General features: G+C 70.7%; 1 protein-coding gene. It reads left to right on the top strand.

The window, feature by feature from the left end:
- A partial coding sequence (locus tag L6Q67_RS23625) for a PAS domain-containing protein (RefSeq protein ID WP_296575991.1) occupies positions 1–777 on the top strand: 777 nt, incomplete at both ends.

Genomic DNA, 777 nt, shown 5'->3' on the forward strand with positions numbered 1-777 from the left:
GACGACCCGCTGACGGCGATGCTGATCAGCTTCGAGGAGGCCCCGGCGGGCCCGTCGGCGCACCCTCCGGGGGCGACCGAGGCCCTCGCGCCGGTCGATGCGGCCGACGAGATCGCCCGCCTGCGCCAGGAGCTCGCCGACACCCGCGAGCACCTGCAGGCGGTGATCGAGCAGATGGAAGCCTCCAACGAGGAATACCAGTCCCTCAACGAAGAGCTGCAGCTGGCCAGCGAGGAGCTGCAGGCCGCCAACGAGGAGCTGCAGGCCTCCAACGAGGAGCTCTCGTCCCTCAACGCCGAACTGCGCCGCAAGTCGCAGGAGTACGGCCGCCTCAACGCCACCCTCGGCAACATCCAGAACTCCATCCGCACCGGGCTGGTGGTGGTCGAGGGCGACGGCCGGGTGAGCCGCTTCAACCCGCTGGCCGGGCGGGTCTTCGGCCTGTTGCCCGACGACATCGGGCAATCGCTGTACCGGGTGCCCTGCCACCTCGACCTGCCCGACCTGCGGGAATGGATCACCGCGGTCGTCACCGACAACGACTCGCGGGTCGAGCACGTGCACCAACGCGGCCTGCACTACCTGCTGCAGATCGACCCCTACCACGACGAGGACGGCGCCTGCGCCGGGGCCGTGCTCAGCTTCACCGACATCACCGACCTGCGCCGCGCCGAGGCCGCCCGCGCCAGCAGCGAGGCGTGCTTCCGCCAGGTGTGGGATTCCAGCGGCGATGGCCTCGCGGTGATCGATGCCGGGGGCCGGATGCTGCGCGTCAAC

Source organism: Zoogloea sp. (genome assembly GCF_023150065.1).
Taxonomy (GTDB): domain Bacteria; phylum Pseudomonadota; class Gammaproteobacteria; order Burkholderiales; family Rhodocyclaceae; genus Zoogloea.